Source organism: Acidithiobacillus sp. TH-A67 (assembly GCF_057473545.1).
Map to the genome: position 1 here is coordinate 75,277 of NZ_JBYCKU010000004.1, position 22,931 is coordinate 98,207.

Sequence of the window (22,931 nt, forward strand, 5' to 3'; positions counted from 1 at the left end):
CCTAGTATGCCGGTCTAAAGATCGCTGTACCCGGTTGTCTGCCGGCGATTCTGGATCCACGCCAGGAACGCCGGAAACAAGGAAACCAAGATGATCAAAAGCAGGAATGGGGTGAGGTAGGCCTTCACCCAGGGCAAGCGACCCAGGAAGAATCCTGCGAGCAGGAGGCCGACAATCCACAGCACAGCGCCGACCACATTGAAAGAGGTAAAACGCGCCCAGGGCAAGCGCGCAATGCCGGCAACAAAAGGCACAAAGGTGCGAATGATCGGCAAAAAGCGGCCAATGATGATGGCCTTACCCCCGTGCTTGCGATAAAAAGTCTCGGTCATCGCTAGGTGACCGGGCTGCAGACGCCAGCGACCCGAAAACAGATGCGGTCCGAAACGTCGGCCCAGGCTGTAATTGAGTGCATCTCCCAGCACCGCCGCGGACACCAGCAAAGGAACCAGAATCGCCAGCGACATATGTCCAGCGCCGGCTAGCGTACCGCAGACAAAAAGCATGGAATCGCCAGGCAGGATGGGCATGATCACCAGCCCCGTCTCGGCAAAGAGGATGAGAAAGAGGCCGAGATACACCCATGCCCCGTATTCCTGCAGGAACAGAGCCAAGCACTGATCGAAATGCAGGACTACCTGTAGCAGGTGTAACATCAAAATTCGTCGCGATAACGCTCGTAATGGCGCAGGAAAAGGCTTTCCAACTCCGCAATAGCCTCCTCCGCCGGTAAGCCGCCGACCGCATGCTTTGACATCACCGAGGCGGTTTCGTTGAGCATCACCTTGGCGTCGAGCATGTGGTAGGCCTCGCGCAGGCGCTTGATGGCCCCGACCACCGTCTCCCCCTCCCGCGCCGGAATCTGCAAGGGTTCGAGAACGGCAGCGTCGGCATTGGCAGCCGCGTCCTTCCTGCGACTGACAAGAAACTCGGCAAAGGTCAGCAGTTGCTCGCGCTGGGCATCATCCAGCTTGCGGCTCACGCGCAGTAAGCGGCGCTCATACGCATTCATGATTTATCTGCCGGAGCCAAATTGAGAGAAAAAACGCGTGGCTTACGCTTCTCGGACATCAAGGAAAGTTCCTGCACCAAGGCCACCAGTACCCGATCCGTGGTCTTCTGCATCTCGGGCCAGAGCTCGCGCGCCTGCGCCAGCAAGTCCCCAATATTGTCCGGCGTTTCCCGATCCTCTTCCATGAGAATGTCTTCAATCAGGCCCGGCTTCATTTCCGGGCGGAAGAGCAAGGCCATGGCGCCACCGTCCTGCGGTCGGAAGGCGATCCAGCGACCTTCATCGTCTACGACCAAGGGCTCGATGGTGTCCGGCAATTGGGCAGTACCCGCTGCCCAAACCATGACCTGGCGTCCGTCGACTGCCTGCGCCAGGGGATCGTTGCGCCCCGCCTCCGTCGCATGGGCGGTGGTAAAATAGGCATTGTGGTAGGGCTCCAGCGACAGCTCCGCACCCTCTTGCTGAGCAATCAGCAACGCTCCCAGTCCCAAACCCACAATGGGACGTCCGGCCTTGCGAAAGGCAGCAATGGTCTGCAACTCCTGTTCCAGCCAGGGGTATTTGTCCTGCTCCAGGGGGGACATTGGGCCACCGAGCAGGAACAATGCGTCGAAAGTCAGCGCGCTACTCGGCAACTCCTGATTGAGAAAAACACGGAAATAACTGAACCCGATGTCTCGTTTTTCCAGCTGACTCTCGATAATGCCCAAAAACTCGGAATAACTGTGCTGAACGACGGCAAAATGCTTCATGAACGGATCACCCCGCGTTGTTTAGGCAAGGTGAGAAAATCCTTGGCGCAACGCTCTTTGGAAAATTCGAGGAACTCGTCCATCACCAGACTGCGGAATTTCTGTTTCTGGTAGACGAAAAAGTAAGGCCGCGCCAGGGGTGGATTGAGCGGGCGAGCGACAATGGAACCCAGGGCGAGCTCTTTGAGGACCGTTGCCTCAGAGACAACTGCAACTCCCAAACCACCCTCCACCGCCCCCTTGACGGCCTCCGGGCTGCCTAGTTCCATGGTGATATGCAGATCTTGGGGATCAACACCTTCCTGACTGAGGTATTCCATAGTGACTTCCCGGGTACCAGAGCCCTCTTCTCGCGATACGAAAGGGAAGTCGAGCAGTTCTCGAGCGGAAACCGTCTGCTGTTCCGACAGCGCATGATCCGCAGGCGCGATAACGATCATGTTGTCCATGCAGCACTTCAGCGTAGCCAGACTCTTGTTGGTCACCACCCCTTCGACCAGGCCCAGATCGATACTGTTGTCTTCGATCATGTGCACGATTTTGTCGGTGTTGCCGACGTGCAGGCGCACCTGAACATCCGGGTACTTCATTTTGAAATCGCCCAGGACCCGCGGCAGCATGTATTCGGCGATCGTCGTACTGGCGCCGATCAGCAGATGGCCGCGCAGATCTCCGGTCATCTCGCCGACACGGTTGGACATTTCTGTATACAACGATAGAATCCGTTCCGAGTATTCGTACACCACCATACCCGCCTCTGTGAGGCTGATGCGGTTATGGGTACGATCAAAGAGGCGGGTGTTGAACTGCTCTTCCAATTGCTTGACCTGGAAGGTCACCGCCGGTTGTGTCATGTGCAGGGTCTCTGCCGCCTTGGTGAAGCTCAACAAACGCGCCACCGTGTGAAAGACCTGCAATCGTCTGTCTGCCATACTTTTCCCGTCGCCCGCGACTTTGCCAGAGTTTAGGGGTAATATGAGAGCGGTTCAACACATTTTCCGGGAGAATCACTCGTGCCGAAGGCCTGGGAGAAGCTCGACCTCAAGGGCGAGGGGCTGCAGAGCGTACAGATTCGCCTGCAGCAACTGCAAAAAAAACCCACTACCGCATACCTAACCTGGCTAGGCTTCCTCCTCGGCCTACATCGGTTTTACCTACAGCGCCCACTGGCCTGGGCATATCCTGTCGCCAGCCTGGTGGTGGTCATCCTCGCACTGACACTGCCATGGCCGTTTCCTTTGGGCCTGGGGGTATTGATACTGATCGCCGCGCTGATCGACTTGCGCCAGCTGGGCAATTGGGTAAGCCAATACAACCGTGAGCAACGCAAGGCGGCCTGGTTTGCGCAGCAGACGCCAGCGGCACCCAAAGATTTTCAGGGGCGCCCGGAAAATCTCGATGCCGGCCAGCAGTGGGAGAAGGAATTACGGGAATACCGGAACGTCAAGGAAAGCGAACGCGCTGGACATCCCGCCGAACCCGCTGCGACAAAAAAGGGTTTTACGGCCGGCAGCCGCCGCCTGTCCTTTGCCGAACAGGAGCGCCTCCTCGCCGAGATCAGCAAAAAGAAAAAGGAAAGCGACGCCGAGCAACCTTAGGAAACGCCTTTTCTGCTCAGTAAGGAGGATATAGACCCTACTTCTCCTTCTCGAACATGGCCAGGAAGCGCTCTTTCGCCAGGGGGGCCTGCTGGGCAACGGCGAGAAAATCAGCCAGATGCAGGGGGTTGCTCATTCCCACCAGAGTCACCGCAATTCCGGGCGTCGAGCGGACAAATTGCGTAGCGCGCTGCGCAGCATTGGCCAGCTCGGGCATGGCCTCTTGCAATGATGACACCTCTTCCCGCCCCAGCAGCCCCTTACCCAGCGGATGACTGGCCATGACGGTCAGTTTGAGCTGATAGGCCGCCTGAATGGTGGAGGCGATGTTACCTTGGCCAGTCACCTGACTGAAGCGGGTGTAGGCCTCGGGCATCAGGGCGTTGAAGGGAAGTTCGACGATGCGCAGGTGGTGCCGTTTGCCCTCCCCCGCCGCTTTCTCCGCCAGGCCCAGCAGGCTGGTCATCGACTGAAACAAAGGATTATCGGTCTCTACCCGACAGGCGTTGAAGGTAGAAATCCCGTAATAGCGTAATTTGCCTTCTGCCACCGCACCCTCCAACGCGGCGAAGACATCGATGAGCTTGCGATAGACCCGTTCCTTGCCGATGACGGGGATTTGCACCTCGGGCTGATCCACCAGGAAGGCGTCCAGGGTTGCCAGGCCCGTCTGCGCGCGCAGCTCATCGAGTTGCCAAAGCAGATATTCCGGGCTGAGGCAGTGGATACCATGGGCAAGATCTTCTTTTTTACCACGGCCCTTGGCCTCCACCGCTTCGGCAAAGAAGGTTTCGAGATTCTCTGGTTTACCGTTGGGAAAGGTGAGAAAGCCCCCCTTGCCCAAAACAAAGAATTCTTCGCGTTTGCCCCCCGCCTGCAGGGCCTTGGCAATCCCGGCGCCTACCGCGCGGCCTGCTCTTCCATAGCGGTAATTGGCACCGGTATCGATCACATTGATCCCCGATTGCAGGGCTTGCGCCACGATGGCCGCAACTGCCACATCGGTTACCTCGTCGATAGCGCCGGGGAAGGTGCCCACTCCAAGAGAAGAGAGCTTGATACGGGTGTTGAGAAAATCACTGTAATGCCCCTCGGGCAGACCCGCCGCAACAAAGCGCTCGGCATACTTTTTGGTCGCCAGACTGTTGGCGGCACCAGGGACTAGATCAGGGGTGTCACTCATACCTGGACTCTCCTATCGAGAAAAAGGGGGTGCTCCTGGAAAAGGGCTCTTAGCCGCTCGCCGATCTCCGCCCGTATCGGGCCTTCACAAGGCAGGTCATCGAGGCGTTCGAACTGCCGCGAATAATCCGGGGCATCTTCATCATCGAGCTCCCAGTCCACCGCTTCAAGCAGTGCGCGGCCGGGCGCAGGCAGGATAGCGGGCAACTCCCGGCCGGAGAGGATCGCCCAAAGGCCGGTCCAGCAGCGCGCCAGGGCGATGGGATGATAGCCGCCCCCGCCCAACACCAGAAGGCGCGGGCTGTCGGCAACGATGCGCCGCGCCATCTCCCAAAAAAAGACATTACTGATGCGAAATTTGCTGAGCGGATCTGGGGCAAGGATATCGGTACCTGCCTGCAATACCACCACCTCTGGCGCAAAGCTTTCCATCACCCGCGGCCAGAGAGCGGTAAATACCTGCCGGTACTCCGTGTCGTTGACCTCCGACGGCAGTGGCAGGTTCAGCGCCCCACCGGCTTGGTCAGCGAGGCCGCCGCCATGAAAGGGATAGGCATAAGCGGTATCCATATGGATGGAAACCGTCTGCACCGAGGGATCATCGACGAAGGCCGCCTCCACCCCATCGCCATGATGTGCGTCCAGATCCCAATACAGTACCCGCAGACCCGCACGGCGCAGCCGCTGAATGGCCAGTACCGGATCGTTCAGATAACAGAACCCGCGCGCCTGATGCGGCGCTGCGTGATGCATCCCCCCCGCTGGACTGAAGGCCGTCTGCCCCTGCAAAACCAGTTCGGCCGCCTGAATACTCGACCCGGTTGCCAGATTGGGAGTGTCAAAAAAACCCGGGAAATAGGGGTTCTCCAAAGTGCCAAGCTGGTAGATGCGGCGATCCTGATCGGTGACGCGACCCCGAAACTGCGCCTTCTCAAAGGCCTGAATGTACTCGCGGGTGTGAAAACCCCAGAGCTCGATGTGGCTGGCAGGGCGGCCCAGGCGGTACTCCGCTGCACCCATCGCCCCGTAGCTGTTGATAAGATCGAGGGTCAAAGAGACGCGGGGAATGGCAAGGGGATGGTTTTTGCCGTAGCTGTTCCGACGATAACGCGCCGCCCCCACGAAGAGCGCCGGACACGTTGCTGGAATCCGCTCCTGCAGGAGCGCGGCCTCGTTCATCCATGCCCTCGCAGGCGCAGATAGATTTCCGGAAGTCGCTGCGGCAAATGGTCGATCTGGGGCAGGACCAGATAGTGCCCCTGCCCAAAGACCAGGGGCAGATAATCGCCACCGCGCGGATCGAGACTGATACAGAAGGCATGTACCCCGAGGTCCCGTGCCTCGCGCACTGCCATGCGCGTGTCTTCCTGCAGATAGCGGGGATCACCGCCATCGTCATAATCAGCCGGCCGCCCATCCGAAAGAATCAACAGCAAGCGCCGTTGCGCGGGGCTGCGCAACAACTGCCGGGTACTGTGACGAATTGCCGCACCCATGCGCGTTGCCAAGCGTCCGCTCAGGCCACCGAGCACCGCCCGTGCCCGCGCGTCGAAGCGCTCGTCGAAGCGCTTGATTGGATAGAGCAGGACTTCTTGGTGATACTTGCTGGCAAAGCCATAGAGGGCAAAGGGATCTCCCACCTCGACCAGGGCCTCCCCAAAGAGCAGCATCGCCGCGCGGAGGCGGTCGACCACACGAATGCCGGTATCTGCCGCCTCGGCCATGATCGAGGTGGAGAGATCGGCAAGTAGGAGTACGGCAGTATCGCGTTGCAAGGGTCGGCGTTGGCGGTAGATATTGGCCTTGGGGCTCTGCCCGGCGCGACGCTCGACGACAAACTGTACAGCGGCATCAATATCCGGCTCTTCACCTTCCTTTTGTCGCCGCAATGGTGCCATGCGCGTCGGCTTCTGTGCCTGCAGGGCCTTCTTCAGGCGGCGCATGGTGCCTTCATACTCGGCGGCGATCTCCACTGCCCGTGCCTCGTCCTGCTCGCGCAGTTTGCGCTCGTGTACCCGTGCCCAGTTGTCTTTGTACTTTTCCTGCCGGTAGTCCCATTCCTTGTAGGGCCAACCGCCTTTCGGCCCCTGCACCCCGCGGCCACTACCATGCACCTTGGCCGGCATGGGAATCCCCACCCCCACCCGGCCACCGGTCCCTTGAATGTCCTCGGGCGGGATCTCCATGTCTGGATCGTTGCCTTCTGCTTGCTGCGGCGCTTCGCGCGGCTTTTCTTTGTGGCCGGCAGCACCGAGTTGCCCCCCGGCATCCATTTCCACCGCCGCAGTCTGGCCATGTTTGCGCGGATATACGGGTCGCGCGGCATTGGGGGAGTGTCCGGGCAGGAATGCTGGCCCTCGTTCCGCCAGAGCGATGGAGGGAAGTTCGGTGTGCGCGTAGCGTGCCAGGGCCAGACGGAAGGCATCGAGGATGCTAGCGGCGGAAGAAGCAAGAGAGGCCAATTCGCTGGGGAGCTGCCCGGATACGGCTGAACGAGTAAGCTGCAGGGCCTCGCGCCAATAGGCCCCGGCCGCACCAGGGGGCACCGACCGCTGCTCCGCGGCGCGCAGCAGCCGCGGCAGATAACCGGGCATTTCGCGCTCCATGGCAAGATCGACGCGCAGATCTTCCAGTATGTCGAAGATCAACTGAAAGCGCAGGAGATCCTGACCAAACTGGGCAAAAAGCGGCCGCCAGGTGATGCGCTGATCGGCATCGAGCGGCGGGTGTTCCATACCGATTTCGCGGAAGAGCGCATGGATAGCGTCTTCATCGTAGCTGCCAAAGGCGAGATGCGCACCGGTGTGGTAGAAGGCGAGGATGGCCTCTTCCCGATCGGGCATCACCGCCGGCACGAAAAGGCTCCGGCCATCGGTTTCGAGAAAGCCGCGCCCGCCCTCTACGCTCCAATCGCCATCCTCAAAGGGCAGATGCAGACCCGTCCAGGCCTGCAAGAGCAGAGCAAAGAGCCGCTTGTGCGGACCGATGCGGAAGCCTGGCAAGACCTCCAGCAAAAAAGCACGGGCCTCGTCGCTTTCGAGTTTATACCAGGCCTCGCCGCGGATGCGGCCGGCGGCAAGAATGTCGCGACCGCGCAATGCCCAGTCCTGCACCCCATCTAATCCACAGATGGCGCGCACCTTGATTGCACCCTCGAGGTAGCTGGCCAGCCCCAGACGTCCCTTGGCCAGTTCCCGTGCCGGCGCCAGCAGGGTGTGCAGATCCTCGGCACCATAGCTGCCGAAGAGCCGGGCGATGGGCGTGCGAAAATACGCTGCGGCACTATCGACATGACGACCGATCCAGTCCGCGCCTTCCTCATACCAGATCTTCTCTCCGGTCACGCCGTATTCCTCGCGAGCCTGGGCGGCTTGCTCGAAATACCCTACCGCTGCGCGAAAGGTGCCGCGCTGGGTAAGGAAGATGCGCGCCTGCTCCAGCCAGGGGTCGAGACCGCCAAAGGCGCGCACCAGACTCTCGGTTGCATGGAAAAAGGCCTTGCCTGCCTCGCGGTCATAAAAAAAGAGATCGCGCCCTGTCTCCAGATACCGCAAGACGGCTGCCTCGCCGAGCGCCTCGACGGCGGGCAGGGCCGCCCGAGCGTCGCGTCCGGCGACAAAACTGACCGCTTCCAGATGCTCGAGGATCTCCTCGCTGGCGGCAGACACGTCCGCCTCAGGCGCCGAAGAAGGTGGTAAAGATTTCCGTCAGCGCCGAGGCGAGTTCGGGATCGTCCGTCTGCGGACTGATGATGGCGGCCTCGATTGCTTCGAGTGGAGCCAGCCCCGCCGCCATCAAGGTACCGGCATAGACCAGGGCACGGGTGGAAGTGACCTCCTGCAGACCCTGATCCTTGAGATTACGAGCCTTGGCCGCGCCCTGCACCAGCTTGCTGGAGCGCTCGGCATCCAGCCCCGACTCCCGCATCACGATCTGCGCTTCCAGCTCTGCGGGGGGGTAGGTGAAGTTCATCCCGACAAAACGCTGCTTGGTGGAGGGTTTGAGATCCTTCAGCACCGTCTGGTAGCCGGGATTGTAGGAAATCACCAACAAAAAATCGGGATGAGCGCTGAGTTCCGTCCCCAATTTATCGATCGGCAGATGACGGCGATGGTCGGTCAGAGGATGGATGACGACGGTGGTATCGGTGCGCGCCTCGACGACTTCATCCAGATAACAGATGGCGCCCTCACGCACCGCGCGGGTAAGAGGACCGTCCTGCCAGACGGTTTCGTCACCTTCGATCAGGAAACGTCCCACCAGGTCCGAGCTGGTCAGATCCTCGTGACAGGCTACGGTGATCAGCGGGCGCTTGAGGCGCCATGCCATGTGCTCGAGAAAACGGGTCTTGCCACAGCCCGTCGGCCCCTTGAGCATGACCGGCAGGCGCCGCCCCCAGGCCGCCATGAAGATCCCCAGCTCATTTCCCACCGGCTGGTAAAACGGTTCTTCGCTGATATAGCGCAGGGCATTGTCGCCGTGGCTGCTCCGACTCATGATGTCTCCTCTTGCGATTGTTCGGCATGGCTGCGGGCATATAGATATAAATGGCGCAGGGTGTGTAACAGCATTTTTTGCGGTTGCGGCGGCAAGGCATCTGCGCGCTCCATTGCCAGACAATTCTGGTAATAGACCAGTTCGCGGCAATTATCGCGGATGGTATTCCAGTGCGGTTGCCCCTTCACCAGGGTTTTCCAGAGCGCGAGCAAATCCGCATCTGGATCGGATTCCTTGCCTTCAGATGCCAGCAACGCCCGCAAAATGTCGCTCGCAATCGCCATGCCTTCCTGCAGATTTGCAGAAAACTCGTGATTTGCAGCATTGCGCCCAAGCGCCTCGATACGAGCTTGCGCCGCGTCCAAACGCGCCAGCGTCAGGGTTTTGTCGTACATGAGAACTCCTCTCGCCTCGGCCTAAGCTACCTTTTTTCCTCTGCTTCGTCTAGGATATGCGTGTTTTACCTATCGACATCCACAATGGATTTTATGCACGGAAAAGGGGCTTTCATGAGCAAGACACTCGTCAAGATGGTTAAACTGAACAACCTGCAGTACAACGCCAATCGTGACCCGCAGGTCTATCGTCGCGTGGTGGGTCATCCCTTTCGCATCCAGGCCATGCTCGACGGGCAAGGAACCGCCAAGGTGACCCTAACCTGCGAAGGCAAGACCCTGAAAGAGAGCAATATCGAGTTGCCCGGCATGTTCTCCTACGAACTGACCTTCAAGGATGCGGGCGTACGGGTTGCCACTCTGACGGTTTCCAGTGATGGACAGAGCGAGAGTCACGAGCTGCTCCTCGACACGGAGGCGCACGCCAAGGTTGGCTGATCGACTGCGGTGCCCGCCTACTGACGGGCACTGAATTACCAGGAAAATTGGCGCAGAAACTCCGGCAGTTTCTGTAGGATTTCGTCCTGATTGAAGAAGCGGTCGGCCCGCGCCGAGCGGGCTGCCAGCCGGTCCTCTTCGCTGCCCCCATAGCAGAAAATGGGGATATTCAGTTGGTGTTCACGGCGGATTTCGTCGATCACCGCGTGGTCGATCGCCGGGTCTCCCAAATCCAGTACCAGAAAACGATGCAGCAGGATCTCCTGCCAGTCGTCAAAATCCTCCACCGCCAGAGCTGCGGTCAGCGACCACTCTGCTGGCAGACTGTCACGCGCAAGCTGGAGCATTTCCTCATCGCTCGTCATCCATATCAGACGTTTGCGTAAACGATCTTCGATACTCGGCATCCCATTCTCCTGTTCTTCATTGATCGGACCAGACGGAAAGTTCTTCCAGTCGTTTCTGCCAACGCCCGGCGCTGCTACCCAAATAGCCATCCAAGAGGCTGGCTAGCAAGGGAGATCGAGCAGCAACGCCAGCCAGGGCCCAACTGAGCTCCGGCGGCCAGGCATCGCTCTCCACTTCCCGATAGCAACCGTCTTCCGTCCAGACACGTAGCCAGCCATCCGGCCAGTGTTGTTCGGTGAGGAATGCCCCAGCGCGCAGCTTGATGCCATTGCGCACCCGTCGGCGGCCCTGGCTCTGCCAATCCACAGGCTCCCATTCTACCTGCTGCCACGCGGCACACTCGCTGGCGTGGAGCTCCTCCTCGAAAATCTGCCAGCCCTGAGCCAGTAGTTGCGCCTGCCACGCACTCTTCAGATCGGCATGGCTAGGCATCATCTTGGGCCCTAGCTCAGTTTCCCAGCTGGTGAGGGAGGCGGACAGGGCGCGCGCCAGGGTGTTGCGGAACTCGAGCGACGGCGTGGCGACACTGGCAACAAAGGGGCGCCAGTCAATCCGCAGCAGATAGCTCCCCGCCAGCACCAGACTCTTACTGATGGTAGCAGCACCAGTACTGCCAATGCGCCGCCCGCGATAACGAAACTCCTGCCCCGCCGCCAGCTCCGCAGGCAAACCATACTGCGCATGAACGGCTTGAATGGAGGGCGCCATCGCCGCCAGCAAGTCCTCCGGACGCCGACACTGTACATCTGGGGTAGACAGGAGAAAATAATTCAGATGTGTCGGCTCCACCCAGACCAAGCCACCGCCGAGAGGGCGCTGAAGGACAGCTACGGATCCGCAAGCGGCCTCATTCAGCTCCGCAGAGGCAGACTGAGCAGCACCGAGGCTCAGATGCGCATCGGCCGTCGCCAGCACAAGGAAGGCAGGATCATCGGCACGACGCAGGGCAGCCAGGGCCTGATAGGACTGATGCAGCTCCTCGGCAGTCAAATGCCCGAGATCCAGCCAGCGCAGTTTCCTTTGCTCTGCGGGCACGACGCTCGACTCTATTCTGCGCGCTCCTTGGGCCGGTAAAACGAGGAAAAGTAGAAATCGCGCGCGTTGAGCTCCTCGTGCCAGCGGGCCCGATCCTGCACCCCTTGCTGCATGATGGCAGCAATGGCCATCGCCTGCTCCCCATCGAGGATCAAGATGGCATCGATCAAATCTTCATCGAGTTCGATGAAATGGGCGGCCAAGCCCTGCGGCTCCTGTACATGTACCAGATAAGACTTACACGCAGGATCTTCGGGGTCGAGAGGCGTCATGATCAGGCGTCCCAGATAGCCCATACGCGCCAGCTGGTTGAAACGGGGTATTTCGAGCTTCTTGCCCTTCTTGTATTTGTTAAGTTCATTCTTGAGGGTACTGACATCGGCAATCGGTATGGTCTTCATAGGCTCCTCGCGTATCCACTGCCGCCTAGTGTCTGGCCTGCCGGCTCTCGATGCAAGCCCGTAGAACGCAAAAAGGGGGAGACTTACGTCTCCCCCGTACCCTTGAGGAGGGGTAAGAGTCTTAGAAGTCGTAGCCGACTTGGATGCCGTAGGAGTTCTCGCCCAGGGTCGAGGACGCAGCCTGCATAGGATCGCCAGGAGCGAAAGGTGCCGACCCAGGCGCGCCAGTCAGGGTATTGGCGAAGGCGTGCATGTACGCTTCCGTCAGCTTCCAGCCCATCCCCAGTTTCTGCGTCGCACCGAAGGTGACGGCATTCTGGATGAGAGCCGGGAAGATGGTGTTGGCAGCAATCGCTGCACTGTTGTTCGGCACCGGGTTGGATCCCCAGGCATAACCCGCACGGACCTGCAGCCAGTCGTTTACATCATATTGGGTACCAAAGTTGGCAACCCACTGGTTACGCCAGTTCAAAGGCAACGCAACCACATCCGTACCCTGCCATGGGCCATGGATATTAAAAGTATTGAGGGTGTTGTGCCAATTGATCCACTGCCCTTCCACACTGATCAACCACTGGCGAATGGGTCGAATTGCGATACCCAGAGCCACCTGCTGCGGGTAGTTCAAATGACCACTGTATTGACCTGGACCCCCCTGAATTTGCGTTCCGTTGGGTCCTGGAGCAACTTGAGCGCCACCCTGAAAAGTCATTGGCGTAAAAATCATGGGTGATTTATACGTTGCACCCAAGGTAACCATGTCGTTCACCTTGTACAGCGCTCCAATGGTCACGCCAACGCCATAGGCCCACGACGGGGTCGCAAGATTTAACCCTCCACCAATCGGTACAATATATGGATGCGTAGGGTACGGACTGATGTTCGTGAACTGCGTCATTGTCTGCTGAAAAGAGCCTTGCTCCGCGGCGATATTCAGAGAAGCGCCAACTGCCAAATGGGAGTTCACCTTCATAGCAATCGAGGGAGCCATCTCCATGAAAGTAATGCTACTGTACGCTTGGGCGTAGCCACCATATGGTAGCTGAGGGTTCGGAGCAACGTTTTGAAGATAATTAACACCCAATCCAGCTGTACCATACACACCACCACCGAACACGATGCCGTCGCCAAAGGCAGGGGCAACCCAGCCGATCGCGGGAACACCGTAAACGTTGCTATGGCTACCAATCTCCCCAAAACCCATATTGGTCTTGCGGGTAGGGTTAAAAATCTCGGCAGAGAAGGCCGCCTGCGGACGCATCAGGGCCAGACCCGCCGGGTTGCTGATGGCCGCAGACAAAGGGTCATCGGGGGCCGCGACCACGGCACCACCCATACCAATCGCATACTGGCCGATACCGATCAACTGATAGCCGTTGGTGGCGAAAGCATTGCCAGAGAAACCCGCGGCAGCGACGGCTGCGGCAACTGCATAGCCTAAAATTTTCGTCTTCTTCACTTCCTCGCCCTCTGTTGTCAAAACGTATTTTGATTGTGGCGGATAGAACAAGGTGTTGCAAGAACTGTCACAATCAAAGTTTTTTCGCTTCGATCAAAAGAGAAAATACTGTGATTTGATGATATTTCTTATCATAACATTCTAATAAAACAAAAAAGGGGCCACTCGGGCCCCTTCTTTTCGCAGCGATCCAGATCAACCAGGGAACTGCAGGTCCTTCAGGCGCATCTGACGCCGCACAATCTCCACATCCTGCTTGTTGAGGGCGAAGGGGAAGGAGCGGATATCGGATGGCGAAGAGTCCCCATAGGGACGATTGCAGGCGCTCACCTCTTCGTCATCCTTACCCGGGCAACCGGAAGTCTGGAAGGGCTTGCCCGAGTCGATAATGTCCTCGAGTTCCGCCTGCGGGAAGCCAAACTCTGCCACCCGACCATACTCATCAAAGTTCATGTCTTCAAAACGACCACCAGCATAATCAATGAGGAAGCGACCCAACTGCACCCGCCGCCACTGGTCCTGCGGCACCGGATCCCAATCTTCCATCATCGAGCCCTTTTCCGGGAAGAAGGCAAACATGTGGTTGTGCCCGCCCATATCCTTCATCCGCTGGCAGACCTGCAGGATTTCCTGCTCGGTCTCGCCCATGCCACAGATCAGGTGGGCACCGAACTTCTCCGGCCCGTAGATCTCGGCAGCCCACTCGATCACCTGCCAATACTTGTCCCAGGAATGGGGGCTTTGCACCGTCTTGCCGCGGGTGCGCTCGAAGATTTCCGGGGTGACCGCATCGAGAGCGACGGTGAAGATATCTGCGCCCAGCTCTTTCAGGGTGATGAGGTCCTGCTTCTCCATGGTCGTGGGGTTGGACAGGATCGACACCGGAATATGCGGCGCTACCTCCATCCACCGCTTGAGCACCACCTGGGTGTCGTAGTCGGAATCGGGGTGGGTGATCATGCTGATGCACATGCGCTCGAACTGTCCCTTGTCGCTGTTGGCAGCGATCCGCTCCAGCATCTCGTCCACGCGAACCGTCGGCCAGTCGACGCGGATGAAGTTGCGGTCGGCGTAGTCGCGGCTTTCCTCCCGATGCCGGGCCAGACCGCAGTAGGTGCAGTTGGCGCGACAACCTTCGGGGTAGGTCATCAGCAGGTTCAGGCAATGGGTGCAGCTGGTGCGGTGCATCACCCCGGGAATGAGTCCCAGGGTGATGGCTGCCGCCGTGCTCAACTGCACATAGTCGGGAGACCGCATGGCCGGCGTCTTGACGAAGTAGTCGGGCCGATAGAAGTTCAGGGGTTGATTGGTTTCCGGGGCTACCGCACTCATGGGACATCCTCCTCGACAATCCGCCCTCAGGCGGCAAAATATTCCTCAAAAGCAATCCATCCAGACCGCATCACGCGATCCTCCTGTGCCGCCGGCTTGCGCCAGACGGCTTCCAGTTCGCGCCGCCGCTGTACGGCGCGCTGGAGTGCCGGACCGAATTGGTCCGTCATATCCTCTACGTACGCTTCGAGGGCATCCGTATCACCTGCCAGCCAGGCAATGGTCGCCCGCCCGGCGGCTTCACCGCTGATGACTGCCGCGGGAATACCGGCGCCCGTAATAGGATGCGTTAGGCCTGCAGCATCCCCCAGCAATAGGGCCCGCGCATGTACCATGGGGCGGATTCCCCCCACCGGAATCGCACCCCCGGTGCGCCCAAGGATCTCTGCCCCAACGATACCGCGCTCCTGCATCTGCTGGTGCAAAGTCTCCAAGGGTACCTTGAGGTTGCTCTCGAAACGACGATCCGCCCCCAGCCCCAAATTTGCCACTGCACCCCGGGGAAAGAGCCATGCATAGCCACCGGGAAAGGCATCGGAGAGGAAGATGTCGGTATCAAAGTACTCCTGCAGGAGTGGTACTGTGTATTGGCGGGTGAAAACCACCGCCTGATCTGGTAGACCGAGAGCTGCCGCCACCGCGCTATGGGGGCCGTCAGCGCCAAGAAGAAAACGAGGGCGTAGGGCAATGCTCTCGCCGTCGCGCTGGACTACAGCAATCTCGCCATCCCAGGAGCGGAATTGGGTGCGTCGCCAGATCTTAGCGCCTGCCGCTTCAGCAAGCTCTGCCAGGCCCTGATCAAAACGCGCGCGGTCAATCATCAGGCCGGGAAACGCAGAATGCTCCGCGGCTCCAGAGGGCAGGACGGTGAGCATTCCACTCACTTCCTGCACCCGCGACAACGTCTCATGAACCGTGCGCATAAGAGGATTGGGAACAAACTCGGCACACTGCACCGGAACACCAATCTCACTGCGCTTGTCGACGGCGATGGTATGCAAACCCGCGGCAGCGGTGACCCGGGCCGCTGCCGCGCCCCCCGGTCCCACGCCCACCACGAGTACGTCGCAGTCGATCACGCGCATGGCAATGCCTCGCGTACGACCTGGACGAAATCGCTTGGCTGCAGACCCAATGCATCGACAGGAGTCTCGTGGTACCAACGCTCGACGATCTGCGGTAAGTCTTCGATATGACTGTTGCGCAAGGCTGCCTCCAAATCCAGAACCGCGCGCCGCGGTTGGACAAAGAAATCGCCGCTGAAGGCGATTTGCCGAATCCGCTTGCCGCGCTCGTCCCAGAGTAGCTCACTACGCAAGGTACCTCCGCTACCCCGGTGCACGGCCTGCAAGAGAGCTTGCTCACTGCGCGGGCGATCCTGCAGTTGCAGCCATTCCGGGTCGCGCACAATAGCCAAGGCCTCGGGGAGATATGTCGTCAGCACTTCGGGCACCGGTGTCTCGCACATATCCCACGCGAAGTGGGCGCGGAAACCCTCGACCAATGCCTCTTTGACCTCTGCTTTGCTGGGTAGCCGCCCGAGCAAGTCACGCAGACTGGTGACACGCTCCGCGACCGATTGTATCGCATGGGCATCGAGCTTTTCGAGCGGCACGCGCAGGATGCGCAGCATCCGCGGGATATCCAGATCGATTAGGACGGTGCCCTGAAAGAGCACCACCTGACCATCGATGATGCCGCCGGTGCCAGAGATTTTCCGCCCCTCTACTTCGATATCGTTGCGGGGACGAAACTGCGCGTCGACACCGAGCTGACGCAGACCCAGGGCCGCCGCTTCGCAGATTTCTTGCGCCAAGAAGCTCATGTCCCCAGCAGGCAGGGCTTCACGCCGGCAGACCAACTCCCAACCCAGCTGGGTTTCATCGAAGATGATTGCCCCGCCGCCGGTCAAACGGCGTTGCACCTGCACGCCTTCGCGGGCGCAGAAGTCGAGATCGAGTTCCTGCCGGGGGGACTGATGATGCCCGAGTAAGGCGCAGTCACGAAAATGCAGGAAGCGGAAGCTGGCGCCCAGCCTTCCATCGGCTACGGCGGCCATCAGGGCGTGGTCGAGGGCCATATTCTCGTCCGCATCGCGCAGGCCAGTATCGATCACCGCCCATTGCGCGTTGCCACGCTGCCGCCCTGCCTCTCGCTCAGCCATGATCCTTTGCTTCCAGCACTCAGGCGGTCACGACGATGGGGATATCGCGCAGTGCTGGGCGCCGCTTGGGTGCAGCCGGGATATGATCCAATGGAATGGCCCCACTTTCCTCGCCCAGGGCAAGAACTTCTTCGCCGACGATCATCGAACAGCAAGACGGGGTAACGAAAACGTCGCGATCCAGATGCTTGGCCAATGCCAACATGCCATCGGAGGGGAAAGCAATGCCGTTCAGCCCTGCCATCACCGCGTAGCTGTCCGTTTCCATGCGATGCAGGCCACTGGGCCGCGCACAGCCGAGCAACACCGGGGTGTCCGGGAGGCTCGCACGCGCGTCCATGAAGAACTTTCCGACCTCGTTGCTGGGTGGGGTGGCAAAGGGCCGACTCTGGCTGGCGTACTGCGACATGATCACCACCAGCACCAAAGCGCTGGGCAGATGTCGCTGCACAATTTCGAGGGAGTTCCACTCGCCCAGCATCTCGCCATAATGGAGCCCAATGACAATATGTGGCACCACCTTCATCTTGGTGGCGACCAAAGCCTCCAGTGCTGCTTCGAAATCATCGACACTGCGGCGCAGATGGTAGACCTGGGAAATCGTGTCCTGGGCGCCAATGACATCCATCATGGCGACGTCGACTCCGGCATCCTCCATACCACGGGCGAATTCTGGCGTGGCGATACCCGTGTGCATCGCGATCTGCAGATTGGGGTAGCGCGCCTTGATCTTACTGACCGTCGGAAAATACGGTTCATAATGAACGACATTCTGGTGATCAGAACCACCCGACAACAATAATCCGCGTCCGCCCTCCAGAACAATCTGATCAACTAGACGATCGAGCTCCTCGGGAGAGCGCACGGGGATCATCGGTTCGAGAATTTTTGCCTTGCAATGGTCACATTGCAGCTTGCAATCACCACCGGTGATGGAAATGGCCGGGAAAGCATTCTTGCCACAACTGCTGGTAGACAGTTCGGAGGTTTCGTGATGCCGAAACGATGGGGTATAGAAGTTCATCCGCCCGACCTGACTGCCCGAAAGTCCCTGCCAACGCTCGCGCATCGACGCAACCAGATTGGCATCGAGTTGCAAGTCTTCAAGGGCCTCTACCTGGGAAACAGCGTCCAACCATGGGTTCATGAGTTCGTCCGTCCTGCGTCAGTAAAAAGACTGCAGCGGCCACCGAGGCGGCCGCTGAGCGATAGCAAGAGAAATCTTAGCAGCCGCCGAAACCGTCGGCGTTCATCTTCTCTTCGAATGCTGCCAGGGCATCAGCTCCGGTCTTGAGCTCACCAGAGTCGCCAGCGAAATCCGCCGGATTCAGCTTGGCAATCCAGCCGCTGCCGTACGGATCCTTGTTGATCAGACCCGGATCCTTTGCGACCTCATCATTGATCGCAGTGACCGTACCACCGACCGGGCTCTTCAACGGACCTACCCATTTTCCAGATTCGACGGTGGCGGCCGACTTGTCTTTTTTGATGTCCTTGCCCGCAGCCTTCGGGGTGTAGGAGACGATTTGGCCGGCCAAAGCGCAGGCATACGCGGTCATGCCGATGGTCACGCTGCCATCATCTTCCTTGCGCAACCACACGTTGTTTTCGACGTTGTACATCAGATCTTCAGGAATTTCACAACCACGAACGGTACCCATAATGTCCTCCTTAGGGTGTACGGAAAAAATCCAGTTAGAGATAAATCCCTCAAAAAAATAACAAGCGATCGACCGACAGAATGAGGTCGGCCAGATCCCCGGCTGAAGCTACGTGGTCGACCTCATCGATCAGGCCCGTCTCTTCCATGGCATATCCGGGCAACGCGGGCCGACAAACATAGAGCTCCGCTCCGGCATTTTTCGCATCCCGAATGAATTCGATGATACGTTTGCCACCTTCCATGGCTGCCATGTTCTCGGCAACACCTTTCTCCATGAGCTTGACCGCCTCCATGGTGCAAAAAATCTTAACCTCTGCATCCATGGATGACAACAAGGAACCCAGGTAAAACGGCGTCGCACAGCGATGCGCCGTGCTCGGCCCGCTGGTCATGACAATGACCACGGTTTTCTCTTCGTCATCTTCCAGATAATGACTGCTCATCTCATTCCCCGCTCACAGTGAATGTCGTCCCGCAGACAGCGCGCCTTATACATCTCGAAGGCGGCATCACCCGTTACCATGTCTTTCAACGCGACCTCCAGACTCGCCACCGGACGCACGCGGGCGATCCAGGCTTCGTAGGGTTCGATATTGAGGAGATTGGGGTCTTCCAGCACATCCTCGTTGGCAAGTTCGATCACACAGTCGAAGACATTGGGAACCGGTCCGGCCCATTTACCACTTTCAATGGTGGCAACTGGCTTGCCGATGGGTCGCCGCGTACCGGGTCGGCGCACGCGCACATGCAGAATCTTGCCGGCAATGGATTGGGAAATGTCGGTCATGCCCACGGTGAGCGTGCCATCATCCTCACGTCGCGCCCAGACCTGACTTTCCTTGTCATAGTAGAGCTCGGCGCGAAATTCACAGCCGTTACATTCCATGGCCTGTTCCTCGTTATATGCTGCGACGAAAAAAAACGCCCCCGATCAGGGGGCGCATTTCGCAACTCGGTCAGACGATCCCTTTGGCAGCAAGCAGATCCATGGAGTCACTGACATTGTCGGGGATACCGACTTTCCGCGGCGAAAGTCCCATGGCCAAGCCCAGCAGCTGGGTGAAGTAGATGACCTTGACGTTGGTTTTGATACCGAACTCTACTTCCGCGCGCACCTGATGCATTTCCAGACCGGAATGACAGGTCGGACATTCGGTGGCAATGACTTCGGCCCCGGCGTCCTCAGCGGCTTGCAGGATATTCAGCACCAGCTGCGTGGAGGTGTCAGAGTCGGACAGCGTGTGAGCACCACCACAGCAGGCCGTCTTCAACGGAAAATCGACTGCCTCGGCGCCAGCGGCATTGAGTAGATCATCCATGAAGTGCGGTGCGTAGGAAGATTCCGATCCGGGGCCCTGATCCTTTTCCGGGAAGATCTGCCGCGGCCGGGTGTACATGCAGCCATAGTAATTGGCGATTTTCAGCCCATTCAGGCTTTTCTTCACCCGGCTCTTGATACCCTCCGGTCCGACTTCCTCCATGAACCACTCCAGCGCGTGCAAGCTGCGCACATCGCCATCATAGACCGGATCGCCAGACTTTTCGGCGAGGTCCTGAACCGTCTTCATGGTCTCTTCCGAAGTCGCGCACTCGTATTCGGTCTGCTTCAGATTGCGATAACAACCATTGCAGGGGGCCATGACGGTGTCACAACCCTGGAGTTTGCTGGCAATCGCCAAGTTACGTGCAGACATGTAGGTCTGCAGCATGGGGTGGATATTCTTGACCTCCATGGCCCCACAACAGTTGTAATCTTCGAGATTTTCCATCTCGAGACCCAACTCCTTCACCAATACGCGAGTAGACTTGTCGTAGGGCCCGCCAGAGCCCTCCAAGGCACAACCGGGATAATAAGCAACCTTAGCCATGATGCGCGGCCTCCTTCTGCGTCTTGACGTACTCAGCAAGCACTTCACCGGTGCGACCCCAGGATTTAGTCTTGGGACGAAACACGACGTTCAGGCCCATCTTGGCCAACTGACCCAGGGGCATGTGTTTGCTGAGATTCTTACCGAAATTGATAATCCAGGTCTGCACGAGTGGCTGCCCGGATCGTTTGAAGAAGCCCATCATGACTTCCGTGTCTTCGATCCGACCATACTCCAGACACTGATGAGTGAATTCCTCATCGAAGTGGGTGGATAAGGTCTTGGGGGTGTAGCCATTTTCTTCCAGCCAGTGCGCGGTGGCTTTCATCACGCCCTCCGGACGGACATCTTTGGGGCAGATGTTGGTGCACTTGTTGCAGGAAACGCATTGCCAGATGATGTCTTTGTCCTTCATCAGCTCGGCCTTCAGACCCAGGCGAATCAGGTAAATCCAATAGCGTGGATTAAAGTCCACATTCTGCGCATACATAGTGCAGGAATTGGTGCAGGAACCGCACTGCCAACAACGATGTACATTCTCGCCACCGCCGTAGCTCTGAATGATCTTTTCGAAATCCGGCTCGTAATCCACCAGGGTACGAGGGGAGATCATGGTATTCCAAGATCCCGACACATCCACACCATCCACGACCAGATGATCGTGCTGGAGAATGCGATCGGGATCGATCAGTGTCTTCTCATGAATAGCCATAACCAGGAACTCCTAAATTTGGAAAACTAATGAACGTCTTTGCCTTTGATCCGTGAGCCGCCCATACGCCGCTGGGTTTCGACTCCCAGCAATTTATGGATTTGCTCGATGAAATCCGATTGCCCGCCGAAATCCGAGCGCAGGAACCCTTCTGCCATGGCCCGCAAATATTGTGAGTATTGATATGCCAACAACACATCGATGAGATAGGGTAGATCGCGATACACGCCAAGTTCGGACAGCCCTTGCCGCATCCACTCCCGCACACCCTCAAACATCTCCGGGCTCTCCCCTAAGGGAAAGTCGGTGATGTAGTCACCTCCACGCACAAACTCGCGTACCGCTCCAGAGCTCGTACCTTGATCCCAGACCCAACGGGTCATGAGCGGGTATACCTCTGGATTTGAGAAGTGCAATAGTTCCGCCGCCAGATCCCGTAGGGCTCTCTGCGCCTTGCCTTGCGCCGGTATGGCCTCTTGGAAGCGCTGCATGCGTTGCGGCAAATCTCCGTGGCCGCTGAGCAGATCAGCGATCGCAGAGCGCAAAGCCGGCGCTCCATAGGCTTCCAGGGTCGGCCAGAGCTTGCGCCGCGCAGTGAACATCCGTTCTACCAGCGTGCGCATCCCGTCAACATCTAAGTCGCTGTCTATACCGGAGAGAATTGACTGAAATACTGCGCCTTTGTCCTCCAGCATAGCAATCAGATCAGACAAACCCTGCTGCCCTTCGAGGGCCTCCTCAAGCTCGTAGAACGATTTCTTGAGCAGGCCGACATCGAGATCGATAGGCAACTTGGCCGGCGTTACGGACTCTTGCATCAGACTCAAACGGCCACTTTCTGCGCGGAGAACAGATCCGCCACCGCACGCGAGCCAGCGGACTGACCCTGAGCGATAGACGTATCGATGTCTTCAGGACCGGTAGAAGCACCGCAGGTATAAATACCCTTACGGGTGGTCCCTTGGCTGTTGGTGTACTGCTCGGCCTTGTCGATGAAACCGTGCTTTTCCAAGCCGATGCCAAAGGTTTTGGCGATTTCGGGATTCAGGGCGTTGGGATCCATGCCAATGGCATGTACGACAATATCCATGGGGATCACGATCGGACGCTTGACCAGAGTATCTTCACCCTTCACCAGCAGGCGGCCATCCGGTGATTTGGTCACCTCGGCGATACGCGCTTTGACGAACTTGGTCTTGAATTCTTCCTGGCTCTTCCAGTAGAACTTGTCTTCATACAGGCCAAAGGTACGGATGTCCATGTAGTAAATGAACACGTCGGTGCTCGGAGAAATCTCTTTGATCTCCATGGCCAGATTTGCAGAAACCGTGCAGCAGATCTTGGAGCACCACTCACGCCCAATCTGGCGGTCACGCGAGCCGACGCAGAGCAGAATGGCGACGCGCTCCGGCACACGACCGTCCGACGGACACTGAATCTTGCCAGTAGCGACCATCTGCTCCATCTGGGAGGTGGTCAACACGTCTTCGTAGGTACCAAAACCCCATTCCGGCTTGTTGATGGAATCGAAGTGGGTGAAGCCCGTAGCAAGTACGATGCTACCAGCTTCGACCTTGCTGCCGTTACTCAAGGTTGCGGTGAAATTACCGGCCTCACCATCCAGCTGGGTGACCTTGGTGGACTTGTGAATACTGACATTGCCATCCCCTTCCACCCGGCTCACCATGCGACCAATAGCATCCTTGGCCCACTCACCCGAAGGAACCAGCTTGGCATACCCCGAGATGATCGGTGCACCACCAAGAACATCTTCCTTTTCAACGATAACTGCTTTCTTGCCCATGGCTGCCACGGTGGCTGCCGCCGAGAGGCCCGCCGGGCCCGCACCTACTACTAGAACCGTATCTTGTGCACTCACTGATCGTTCTCCTCAAGCACCCGTCTTCATATTGATTTGCTGATTGGTAGCGAGTTCGGGGTTGTAGAGGTATTCCACATTCCCTTGCTCGACCTGCTTCAGATATTCCTGGAAATCGGCCTTGGCCTTGTCCCAG

The 22,931-nt window shown here is 58.4% G+C and carries 26 protein-coding genes; 2 read left to right on the forward strand and 24 right to left on the reverse strand.

The window, feature by feature from the left end; translation table 11 throughout:
• Nucleotides 1–14: 14 nt before the first annotated feature.
• From AC2VNM_RS00865 to AC2VNM_RS00880, 4 genes are read right to left on the reverse strand one after another with little or no spacing between them, the layout of a single operon-like run.
• A complete protein-coding gene (locus AC2VNM_RS00865; protein WP_483167123.1) occupies nt 15–656 on the reverse strand; it encodes a VTT domain-containing protein in 642 nt (213 codons plus the stop codon).
• Nucleotides 656–1,012, reverse strand: coding sequence for a hypothetical protein (locus AC2VNM_RS00870; RefSeq protein ID WP_483167124.1), 357 nt, complete (start codon nt 1,010–1,012; stop codon nt 656–658). The genes AC2VNM_RS00865 and AC2VNM_RS00870 overlap by 1 nt, the downstream gene beginning before the upstream one ends.
• Nucleotides 1,009–1,764: a type 1 glutamine amidotransferase gene (locus AC2VNM_RS00875; protein ID WP_483166839.1), complete on the reverse strand. Its 756-nt coding sequence runs from the start codon at nt 1,762–1,764 to the stop codon at nt 1,009–1,011. The genes AC2VNM_RS00870 and AC2VNM_RS00875 overlap by 4 nt, the downstream gene beginning before the upstream one ends.
• Entirely contained in the window at nt 1,761–2,696 is a 936-nt protein-coding gene (locus AC2VNM_RS00880; protein ID WP_483166840.1) for a selenium metabolism-associated LysR family transcriptional regulator, read from the reverse strand. Before AC2VNM_RS00880 ends, AC2VNM_RS00875 begins: the two co-directional genes overlap by 4 nt.
• An 81-nt stretch (nt 2,697–2,777) precedes the next feature.
• Between AC2VNM_RS00880 and AC2VNM_RS00885 the strand changes: the two genes are divergently transcribed.
• On the forward strand, nt 2,778–3,362 hold the full coding sequence (locus AC2VNM_RS00885) for a TM2 domain-containing protein (protein ID WP_486912717.1): 585 nt from the start codon (nt 2,778–2,780) through the stop codon (nt 3,360–3,362).
• Between the two features lie 37 nt (nt 3,363–3,399).
• On the opposite strand, the gene AC2VNM_RS00890 is transcribed toward AC2VNM_RS00885, so the two are convergent.
• The 5 genes from AC2VNM_RS00890 to AC2VNM_RS00910 are packed head-to-tail and all read right to left on the reverse strand — an operon-like array spanning nt 3,400 to nt 9,436.
• A complete protein-coding gene (locus tag AC2VNM_RS00890; protein WP_483166842.1) occupies nt 3,400–4,545 on the reverse strand; it encodes an aldo/keto reductase in 1,146 nt (381 codons plus the stop codon).
• Nucleotides 4,542–5,723: an acetoin utilization protein AcuC gene (locus tag AC2VNM_RS00895; protein WP_486912718.1), complete on the reverse strand. Its 1,182-nt coding sequence runs from the start codon at nt 5,721–5,723 to the stop codon at nt 4,542–4,544. The genes AC2VNM_RS00890 and AC2VNM_RS00895 overlap by 4 nt, the downstream gene beginning before the upstream one ends.
• Entirely contained in the window at nt 5,720–8,212 is a 2,493-nt protein-coding gene (locus AC2VNM_RS00900; RefSeq protein WP_486912719.1) for a nitric oxide reductase activation protein NorD, read from the reverse strand. Before AC2VNM_RS00900 ends, AC2VNM_RS00895 begins: the two co-directional genes overlap by 4 nt.
• Nucleotides 8,213–8,219: 7 nt before the next feature.
• Entirely contained in the window at nt 8,220–9,041 is an 822-nt protein-coding gene (locus AC2VNM_RS00905; protein WP_483166845.1) for an AAA family ATPase, read from the reverse strand.
• Nucleotides 9,038–9,436, reverse strand: coding sequence for a hypothetical protein (locus tag AC2VNM_RS00910; RefSeq protein WP_483166846.1), 399 nt, complete (start codon nt 9,434–9,436; stop codon nt 9,038–9,040). The genes AC2VNM_RS00905 and AC2VNM_RS00910 overlap by 4 nt, the downstream gene beginning before the upstream one ends.
• Nucleotides 9,437–9,550: 114 nt before the next feature.
• Here AC2VNM_RS00910 and AC2VNM_RS00915 point away from each other — a divergent pair, with 114 nt between their 5' ends.
• Entirely contained in the window at nt 9,551–9,874 is a 324-nt protein-coding gene (locus AC2VNM_RS00915) for a hypothetical protein (RefSeq protein ID WP_483166847.1), read from the forward strand.
• A 35-nt stretch (nt 9,875–9,909) separates the two neighbouring features.
• Here the strand turns inward: AC2VNM_RS00915 and AC2VNM_RS00920 are convergent, their stop codons facing one another.
• The 15 genes from AC2VNM_RS00920 to AC2VNM_RS00990 form a co-directional block, all read right to left on the reverse strand.
• The gene (locus tag AC2VNM_RS00920) at nt 9,910–10,281 is read right to left on the reverse strand and encodes a hypothetical protein (protein ID WP_483166848.1); all 372 of its coding nucleotides are present in this window, start codon (nt 10,279–10,281) and stop codon (nt 9,910–9,912) included.
• A 16-nt stretch (nt 10,282–10,297) separates the two neighbouring features.
• Nucleotides 10,298–11,317, reverse strand: coding sequence for a lipoyl protein ligase domain-containing protein (locus AC2VNM_RS00925; RefSeq protein WP_483166849.1), 1,020 nt, complete (start codon nt 11,315–11,317; stop codon nt 10,298–10,300).
• Nucleotides 11,318–11,328: 11 nt separating this feature from the next.
• Nucleotides 11,329–11,718: a hypothetical protein gene (locus tag AC2VNM_RS00930; protein WP_483166850.1), complete on the reverse strand. Its 390-nt coding sequence runs from the start codon at nt 11,716–11,718 to the stop codon at nt 11,329–11,331.
• Between the two features lie 121 nt (nt 11,719–11,839).
• Nucleotides 11,840–13,228 (reverse strand): OmpP1/FadL family transporter, encoded by a 1,389-nt coding sequence (locus AC2VNM_RS00935; protein ID WP_486912720.1) that lies wholly within the window; start codon nt 13,226–13,228, stop codon nt 11,840–11,842.
• Nucleotides 13,229–13,372: 144 nt separating this feature from the next.
• Entirely contained in the window at nt 13,373–14,509 is a 1,137-nt protein-coding gene (locus AC2VNM_RS00940) for a radical SAM protein (RefSeq protein WP_483166852.1), read from the reverse strand.
• 26 nt (nt 14,510–14,535) lie between these two features.
• Nucleotides 14,536–15,594 (reverse strand): geranylgeranyl reductase family protein, encoded by a 1,059-nt coding sequence (locus AC2VNM_RS00945; protein WP_483166853.1) that lies wholly within the window; start codon nt 15,592–15,594, stop codon nt 14,536–14,538.
• Entirely contained in the window at nt 15,585–16,673 is a 1,089-nt protein-coding gene (locus AC2VNM_RS00950) for a lipoate--protein ligase family protein (protein WP_483166854.1), read from the reverse strand. Before AC2VNM_RS00950 ends, AC2VNM_RS00945 begins: the two co-directional genes overlap by 10 nt.
• Before the next feature lie 19 nt (nt 16,674–16,692).
• The gene (locus AC2VNM_RS00955) at nt 16,693–17,820 is read right to left on the reverse strand and encodes a radical SAM protein (protein WP_483166855.1); all 1,128 of its coding nucleotides are present in this window, start codon (nt 17,818–17,820) and stop codon (nt 16,693–16,695) included.
• Nucleotides 17,821–17,896: 76 nt separating this feature from the next.
• Nucleotides 17,897–18,334, reverse strand: coding sequence for a glycine cleavage system protein H (locus AC2VNM_RS00960; RefSeq protein ID WP_483166856.1), 438 nt, complete (start codon nt 18,332–18,334; stop codon nt 17,897–17,899).
• Nucleotides 18,335–18,383: 49 nt separating this feature from the next.
• The gene (locus AC2VNM_RS00965) at nt 18,384–18,779 is read right to left on the reverse strand and encodes a DsrE family protein (protein WP_215872341.1); all 396 of its coding nucleotides are present in this window, start codon (nt 18,777–18,779) and stop codon (nt 18,384–18,386) included.
• Complete coding sequence (locus AC2VNM_RS00970; protein WP_215872342.1) at nt 18,776–19,222, reverse strand: biotin/lipoyl attachment domain-containing protein; 447 nt, start codon at nt 19,220–19,222, stop codon at nt 18,776–18,778. The genes AC2VNM_RS00965 and AC2VNM_RS00970 overlap by 4 nt, the downstream gene beginning before the upstream one ends.
• 70 nt (nt 19,223–19,292) lie before the next feature.
• Nucleotides 19,293–20,204, reverse strand: coding sequence for a CoB--CoM heterodisulfide reductase iron-sulfur subunit B family protein (locus AC2VNM_RS00975; protein ID WP_483166857.1), 912 nt, complete (start codon nt 20,202–20,204; stop codon nt 19,293–19,295).
• Complete coding sequence (locus AC2VNM_RS00980; protein ID WP_483166858.1) at nt 20,197–20,916, reverse strand: 4Fe-4S dicluster domain-containing protein; 720 nt, start codon at nt 20,914–20,916, stop codon at nt 20,197–20,199. The genes AC2VNM_RS00975 and AC2VNM_RS00980 overlap by 8 nt, the downstream gene beginning before the upstream one ends.
• A gap of 26 nt (nt 20,917–20,942) precedes the next feature.
• Complete coding sequence (locus AC2VNM_RS00985) at nt 20,943–21,734, reverse strand: hypothetical protein (protein ID WP_483166860.1); 792 nt, start codon at nt 21,732–21,734, stop codon at nt 20,943–20,945.
• Between the two features lie 5 nt (nt 21,735–21,739).
• Nucleotides 21,740–22,795 (reverse strand): CoB--CoM heterodisulfide reductase iron-sulfur subunit A family protein, encoded by a 1,056-nt coding sequence (locus AC2VNM_RS00990; protein ID WP_483166859.1) that lies wholly within the window; start codon nt 22,793–22,795, stop codon nt 21,740–21,742.
• Nucleotides 22,796–22,931: the final 136 nt, after the last annotated feature.